The organism is Pseudomonas sp. IT-P4, from assembly GCF_949767755.1.
GTDB classification, from domain to species: Bacteria; Pseudomonadota; Gammaproteobacteria; order Pseudomonadales; family Pseudomonadaceae; genus Aquipseudomonas; species Aquipseudomonas monachiensis.
On sequence record NZ_CATKPX010000019.1, the window covers coordinates 112476 to 119947 of the forward strand.

The 7472-nt window shown below is 55.3% G+C and carries 5 protein-coding genes and 1 pseudogene; all 6 read left to right on the top strand.

Annotated elements, in window-relative coordinates; translation table 11 throughout:
* Window positions 1-10: 10 nt before the first annotated feature.
* Window positions 11-595 carry a hypothetical protein gene (locus ACM6IT_RS04850; protein ID WP_414917627.1) on the top strand — a complete coding sequence of 195 codons (585 nt, stop codon included), beginning with the start codon at window positions 11-13 and terminating at the stop codon, window positions 593-595.
* A 39-nt stretch (window positions 596-634) separates the two neighbouring features.
* The gene (locus tag ACM6IT_RS04855) at window positions 635-1102 is read left to right on the top strand and encodes a DcrB-related protein (RefSeq protein WP_414917624.1); all 468 of its coding nucleotides are present in this window, start codon (window positions 635-637) and stop codon (window positions 1100-1102) included.
* A 3-nt stretch (window positions 1103-1105) separates the two neighbouring features.
* Window positions 1106-5332, top strand: a complete 4227-nt coding sequence (locus ACM6IT_RS04860; protein ID WP_414917625.1) for an RHS repeat-associated core domain-containing protein — start codon at window positions 1106-1108, stop codon at window positions 5330-5332.
* A gap of 8 nt (window positions 5333-5340) precedes the next feature.
* Window positions 5341-5952, top strand: coding sequence for a hypothetical protein (locus ACM6IT_RS04865; RefSeq protein ID WP_409079349.1), 612 nt, complete (start codon window positions 5341-5343; stop codon window positions 5950-5952).
* A gap of 341 nt (window positions 5953-6293) precedes the next feature.
* On the top strand, window positions 6294-6890 hold the full coding sequence (locus ACM6IT_RS04870) for a hypothetical protein (RefSeq protein ID WP_409079348.1): 597 nt from the start codon (window positions 6294-6296) through the stop codon (window positions 6888-6890).
* 75 nt (window positions 6891-6965) lie between these two features.
* Window positions 6966-7472, top strand: a pseudogene (locus ACM6IT_RS04875) (type IV secretion protein Rhs); the annotation flags it as partial.

Sequence of the window (7472 nt, forward strand, 5' to 3'; positions counted from 1 at the left end):
CAACCAGACCATGGTCAGGACCAGTATCTACGACCGTATTTCCGAGAAGCGGCTCGCGGCCGAGACACTTGCGCGACAGCAGTTACAGGAGGCTGCCGAGGCTTCGCCCGCTGTCATCGAGCCTGAGCCGGTAGCGGTGCTACCGCTGCAATTGGCGCGCAATGAATTGAAAGTCGCGGGGCTGAATCTGGTAATGCCGCAAGGCTTCAATTTCCGCGACATTGATACAACGCTCGAAAAGCATGGTCATCCCGTCACGTTCAGTGTCAAGCGACGTCCTGCACCTGAAGGGCTGACGCTGCAACGCTCGGTGCAGTTGTATGTGGAGAACCTGCGCAAAAACCACCCCGACGTCACCATTGTGCGGCAGAGCGATTGCCTGCTGGCAGGCAGTCCGGCGATTACCCTGGATTATATATTCACGGCGGGACAGGAGCGTCGCCACGGCAGAGCGACCAGCGCAGTCATCCAGCCCGGCAATGGTAACGAGCGCCAATGGTTGAGCATGTCGACGATGATCAATCCCGCACATGCAGAGCTTGCCGATTGGTTGATCGAGTTCGAGACGATGCTCGAAAACATCAGCGCTGATTAAGCATTTTCCCCTTTTACGTATTTACGGAACACACGCCCAATGGACTATCAGCTTCAGGAAGGATCCATCACTTTGCCGGAAGGTTTTCAGGACCGCACGGTGAACATGTTCGTGCTCGGCAACAGCATTCCTGCGCCGCTGAACATCACACTGTCGCGCGACAACATGCTGCCGGCAGAGGATCTGAAGGCTTACATCGAGCGCCAGGTAAAACTCATTGCCGCCAAACTGCGCGGCTATACCTTGCTCAGCAAGAAGCCGGCAGCGCTGTCCGGGGAGCAACCGCTTTGCGGCATCCAGGTGGATGCCTACTACATGAACGATGGGCGACCGGTTTACCAACGGCAGGCAGCGTTCGAAATCGAACCCGGTCGCATCCTGGTGTTTTCCACCACCAGCCAGGCTGATTTCAGTGCCACGCAAAACCAGAATTGGCTGCAGCTGCTGGCAAGTTTCAAACCGCGCCAGGCCGAGACGGTGTCCACCGACAGCGCCGAACAGGAGTAACCCATGTTCGAAGCTGCGCGTTGGGGCGATGAAATTGAACACACCAGTGCGCTCGGCGGCTTTCTCGCCGGCGCAGTGATCGGGCTTGCGATTGCGACGGCTGCCGCGTTCACGATCTGCACGGCGGGGCTCGGCGGAATTCTGCTGGGGATTGCCGTAGGGCTGGCTGCCAGTTTCGTCCCCATGATTGGCGAAAGCATAGGGTCGGCAATGAGTTCGCCCGCCGGGGGGATCAAGCTCGAAGGCTGCTCGACGGATGTGTTCATCAATAGCCGTAATGCCGCCCACGCAAAATTGAGCATGGGTATTTGTGATAAACACCCAGCACCGGTAATGGTCGCCGAAGGCTCATCCAACGTTTTCATCAACAATGTGGCGGCTTCGCGCAAGGGTGACAAACTCACTTGCGGCGCGAAGATCTCCAGCGGCTCGAACAATGTGTTCATTGGCGGCGGAACTGAGCGCTATCTCGATGTCGACGAAGAAATTCCCGGCTGGCTGCGGGTCACCGTCGACGTGCTGATGATTGTCGCCTCGATGGGCCGCGCAATTGGTCCGATCTTCAGGCTGGGCATGGCACAAGGTCTGAAGGCGGCCGGGCCTTGCGCATTGAAGTTTGGAGCGGCCGTGGCGGGCAGCTATCTGGCCGGTCGCTTTGTCATCGGTCCGGCCGTTGAGCGCGCAATTGGGGGTTTGAGCGGCAATCCCGTCGACCTTACCAGCGGGCGCAAGCTGCTGCTCGAGTCGGGAGAAACCGACTTTGCGCTGCCGGGGCTCATGCCGATTGAATGGTCGCGCTTCTATGCCAGCGATCTGACCGTCGACAGCGTGCTCGGCAAAGGCTGGGTCTTGCCTTGGGAGCAAAGCCTGCGCAGAAGCGGCAGCTTCGTCTACCTCACGGATAACCAGGGGCGCAGCGTGCCCTTTGTGGATGTGGAGCCAGGCGATCGCATCTATAACCCCTATGAGCAGCTCCACCTGGTCCGCACCGAAGGCGGCCACTACCTGCTGCAAACCCTCGACAACCTGTTCTTCTACTTCGGCGAGGTGCCGGACGACAACAGCGATGTTCCGCTGCAGCGCCTGGAAAATGCCCTTGGGCATTACCTGCATTTCACCCGTACGACAGAAGGCCGGTTGACCGACATCAGCGCCACTGGCGGTGTTCGGGTGCATCTGCACTATGACAACCCGCTGGGGCGCCTGACCGACGTCAAGCGCGTCGTCGACAACCTGGCGGTTGAAACCCTGGTGCAGTACCGCTATGACGACAACGGCCAACTCATCGAAGTGATCAATCGCAACAGCGATTCGATGCGCCGTTTCAGCTACGCCGATGGTGTGATGGCCAGCCACAGCAACGCCCTGGGCCTGAGCTGTCATTACCGCTGGGAAACCATTGATGACCAGTTGCGAGTGGTCGAGCACTGGACCAGCGATGGCGAACACTTTCACTACCGCTACGACTTCAAGCAGCGCACCTCGTGGGCCACTGACGCACTGGGGCGCGAACTGCAGATCCACTACAACGACGATCGCCGCGTGATTGCCAGTCGCGACTTCGGCGGTGAGCAGTACGCCATCGACCTCGACGAAGCGGGCAACATGACCGGTCTCAAGCTGCCGGATGGCAACCGGTTGGGGTTCAAGTACGACGACTTTTCGCGTTTGCTTGAAGAAACCGACCCACTGGGTCGCAAGATCAAATACAAGTACCACCTCGGCACTACGCTGGTCACAGAAACGACCTTCCTCGACGGCAGCACCTGGCAGACCCGCTACGACGCCAAGGGCAACTTGATCGCCGAAGTCGACGCCCTGGGCAATAAAACCGAATACCTCAACAGCGACGACGGCCTGCCGCACACCATCATCGACGCGACCCACAAGTCCAAATACCTGTGGTGGAACACCCTGGCCCAGGTCGAACGCTTCCAGGATTGCTCGGGTAAAAACACCACCTACCGCTTCGACGAGCGTCAGCATCTGGTCGCCGTCACCGACGCGCTGGGCCAGACCACTACCCTGGAACGCAAACCCGACGGCGAGGTGCTGCGCATCAATCATCCGGACGGCAGCGCCGAATCATTCACCTACAACGCCCTCGGCCAGGTACTGACGCACACCGACGGCAAAGGCCAGACCACGCGCCTGCTGCGCACCGCCCGTGGATTGCCGAGCAGCCGCCAGGACGCCAAGGGCCAACGCATCCGCTACGAATACGACCCGGCGATTCGCCTGACCGCGCTGATCAACGAAAACAACGCGGCGTACCAGTTCGCCTACGATGCGTGCGACCGGTTGATCGAAGAAAAACGCATCGACAACCTGACTCGACGCTTCAGCTACAACCTCGGCGGGCATCTGACCCAGGTCGACGAAACCGGCTACGGCGAACGCGGCGAACGACCACAGCGTCGTACCGAATTCGAGCGCGACAGCATTGGCCGGCTGCTGGCCAAACTCAATGGCGATGCCCGTCAGGATTACGTGTACGACGACGCTGATCGCCTGCTGTCGATCCAGCGCCTGCCGACCGGGCAGGGCAAGCAACTGGGTGTCAGCGAAGAAACGCTGGAGTTCTCCTACGACCTGCTCGGGAGGCTGATCCAGGAGACCACGGCGCAAGGCGCCTTGTCCTACGAATACGACCCACTGAGCAACCTCACCACCCTGACGTTGCCCACCGGCCAACACCTCAATCACCTGTATTACGGCAGCGGCCACCTGCACCAACTCAACCTCGACGGCCAGTTGATCAGCGACATCGAGCGCGACGACCTGCACCGCGAAGTCCTGCGCACTCAGGGCACCCTCACCAGTTGCTTCGGTTACGACGCCATGGGCCGCAAGAGCTGGCAGTTCGCCTCGCGCCTGCCGGCGGAAAAACTCTCGCGCCTGCACAACCCCGGCATCCAGCCCGACCTGCTGGTGGAGCACGCCTACAACCCGATCCATCGCCGTCACCAGTACGACCCGGCTGGCGAGTTGACCCGCACCCTCGACAAACTGCGTGGCGAGATCAAGTACGAATACGAAGCCAACGGCCAGTTGCATAGCCGCGACACCGGGCAACTGATCGACAGCGAAGAGTTCCGCTACGACGCCGCGGCGAACCGGCTGAACTTCAACACCAGCCAGTTTGACCACGTCAAGGACAACCGCCTTAAACGCTGGCGGGACCAGGAATATGCCTACGATGCGTGGGGCAACCTGGTTGAAAAGCGCAGTGGCATGGGCACGCTGCAGACGTTTCGATATGACTGTGAAAATCGGTTGGTGCGGGCTGAGACGTTGGTCAGCGGCAAGCTGGAAAGTATCGGTTCGTATCGGTATGACAGTTTGGGGCGACGGGTTGCCAAGGTTTCAGAGGTCAACGGCAAGACCGAGCAGAAGCACTTCTTGTGGCAAGGCTTGCGGATGTTGCGTGAGGAGCGACCGGGGCAGAGCAGTTTGTACCTGTATGAGCCGGGGAGTTATGCGCCGTTGGCGCGGGTGGATCAGGCAGAGGGGGAAGAGCAGCAGCTCTATTACTTCCATACCGATCAGATTGGTACGCCGCTGGAGATGACGGACGCGGACGGGAGCATTGTCTGGCAGGCGACGTACAAGGCTTGGGGGGCGGTTGAGCGTCTACACGTTAATGACGTCGAGCAGAACCTGCGGTTTCAAGGGCAGTATTTTGACGATGAGACATGGCTGCACTACAACACGTTTCGGTATTACGATCCGGAGGTGGGGCGGTTTGTTACGCAGGATCCGATTGGGTTGTTGGGTGGGGTCAATCTGTATGGTTATGCAATAAACTCAACTGTTTGGATAGACCCTCTGGGATGGTGCTCCAGCGCTCTAGGAAGGTCGATGGGGGCGAGATCTGGCGATGGGATGGCAAATCACCACTTGATTCCCGAAGAGCTGATGAAAGTCCCATCGTTCCAGCCTATGTTTAATAGACTGAAATCTATGGGTTTCAATGGAGATGGCGCATCTAACGGCATATTTCTCCCTGGCAAAGAAGCTGTCAAAAATATAGATCTTCCCGGGCATTGGACCAACCATAAAGTATATACAACTGCTGTTAGGGAAAAACTCCAGCGCCTTAGCCAATTGGCACCATCTTTGAGTGATACTCAATTGGTTCTCGGCATTAAAAATGTTCAAGATTGGGCTAGGGCCGGCCTGCAAAATGGCACCTTTAAAGTCAATCCTGCGACTGGCGGGCTTTTGTGAGATTAACTATGAAAAAGTTTTATGTTGTGAGTGGTGACGCCAATGGGGAAAATATCCCTTATTTTTTTGAGATGATATGGACTCCAGATTTACCTGTTTTTGATCTCCCAGTTGCTAGTCCTGATATTAAAAGCTTCGCCAAAGCCTACAGCGTAAAGGCTGATACTGAAGAGCTAAAAGTCGATGTTCTGATAAATGATTATCTGGCTTCAGTTGATTTTGTAGAGTTGTGTGAGTCTCTTGAGACGGATTTTTTGACAATTCCCGCGGAAGTCATACTGGAAGATGGAAAGAGCCCTGAGAAAAAATATAGTTTTTTTTGTATAAAAGCTAGAGCATGGGTGTTGAGTCAAGAAGAATCTGTTTATGACCTGACGGATGACGGTTTACTGAGGCCCAAGGAAGATCGAGCTCCCGGTCCTGTGTATGAGCGTATTGATTCATTCGTCATGAAAAGCAATGTTGACTATGATTTGTTCTATTGTGAGGAAATCAAACAGATGGTTTGTTCTTCAAGATTTAAACAAGAGTTCGAGTCTAGGAAGCTTAGCGGTCTTAATTTTATGGCTATCGATGAAGGTTATGTATATGCACCGTGGGATGATTTTGGATTGGACTGACTTAGAGGTGAGTGTAGATGACGATGAAGTCGGCTTTTTCGCACTTGAAAAATGCCCATCCTGATGAGCATTTTTAATGCCTTCGCTCTAAATGCTGACAGCAGCGTTATGACCCGCACCGCAGAAGTTCTACGCACTCAGGGGCGCGTTCACCAGTTGCCTCAGCTCCTACGCCATGGGCGCAGGAGTTGGCAGTTCGCGTCGCGCCTGCCGGAGGACAAACTCTTGACCATCCACAACCCTTATTAAACAAACGCAGGGGCGGGACGCTTAATCGATCGTGTCAAAAATGTAGCGAAGTTAGGTTCCTGTGGTTAATAATTTACGTTTTGGAGAAGGCTATGAATGGTATAGGACATGCAGCGGCTGAGTTGGCGAGAGTCCATAATAAATATAACCTGTCAGGTGGTTTTCAGTCGCGTGCTCAAGTTGGCGCGAAGTGGCCTTCAACTCTTGGTCGCTCAGTTGAGTTGGAGGATTTTTACAATGATTATGAGCCGGTGGATGTCAAAATCGAAACAGGATTTACCCCGTTAAAGCTTTTCAGTCTTGACTCGATTGAGAAAGGTCAAGTCGGCTATAAGTGGGTTGGTGGGGAGTCGGCTGTCAAGTTAAACAATGAGTGGGGCCACGCTTTTGTAGTCATAATGGATGATTCTGGTGGCGGAAAGCCAGCTATTGCAGTAACAAATGTCAAGAACACTCCGGTTTATGCAAGTTGTAGTGCGGTTGCCCCATTTAAAGTTTCAGATTCGCTAGCTGATTTTGTTTTTGCGTTGGCGAAGTTAGTTGAGATTGTGTATGGCGAGTTTAATATTTTTGAGATTTCTGATGATGACGGATTGAGCTCATTATTTGTTGCGAGAGTGAATGATGAAATCTCTCCTCTACTAGGTGAAGAGAACTTTGAAAGATTTTTTGACTATTTTTACGGTTGAGTACGTTTTTTTGCCTTAATTTCTCAGCGTCAGTGCTCGCTGTTGCTCGCTCTTTTATAACCTAACGCAAAACAAGTGGCTACCAATGTTGTCTCAGCCGCTTCCTCTATTGCAATCATGGACGCCAGCCACAAGTCCAAATACCTGTGGTGGAACACCCTGGCCCAGGTCGAACGTTTCCAGGATTGCTCGGGTAAAAACACCACGTACCGCTTCGACGAGCGCCAGCATCTGGTCGCCGTTACTGATGCGCTGGGTCAGACCACCACGCTGGAACGCAAACCCGACGGCGAGGTGCTGCGCATCAATCATCCGGACGGCAGCGCCGAATCATTCACCTACAACGCCCTCGGCCAGGTACTGACGCACACCGACGGCAAAGGCCAGACCACGCGCCTGCTGCGCACCGCCCGTGGATTGCCGAGCAGCCGCCAGGACGCCAAGGGCCAACGCATCCGCTACGAATACGACCCGGCGATTCGCCTGACCGCGCTGATCAACGAAAACAACGCGGCGTACCAGTTCGCCTACGATGCGTCCGACCGGTTGATCGAAGAAAAACGCATCGACAACCTGACTCGA

Bases quoted from the DNA above. Each gene is read 5' to 3' on its own strand.
- ACM6IT_RS04865 (WP_409079349.1), top strand. From the start codon at position 5,341: ATGAAAAAGTTTTATGTTGTGAGTGGTGACGCCAATGGGGAAAATATC.
- ACM6IT_RS04860 (WP_414917625.1), top strand. From the start codon at position 1,106: ATGTTCGAAGCTGCGCGTTGGGGCGATGAAATTGAACACACCAGTGCG.
- ACM6IT_RS04850 (WP_414917627.1), top strand. From the start codon at position 11: ATGGTCAGGACCAGTATCTACGACCGTATTTCCGAGAAGCGGCTCGCG.
- ACM6IT_RS04870 (WP_409079348.1), top strand. From the start codon at position 6,294: ATGAATGGTATAGGACATGCAGCGGCTGAGTTGGCGAGAGTCCATAAT.
- ACM6IT_RS04855 (WP_414917624.1), top strand. From the start codon at position 635: ATGGACTATCAGCTTCAGGAAGGATCCATCACTTTGCCGGAAGGTTTT.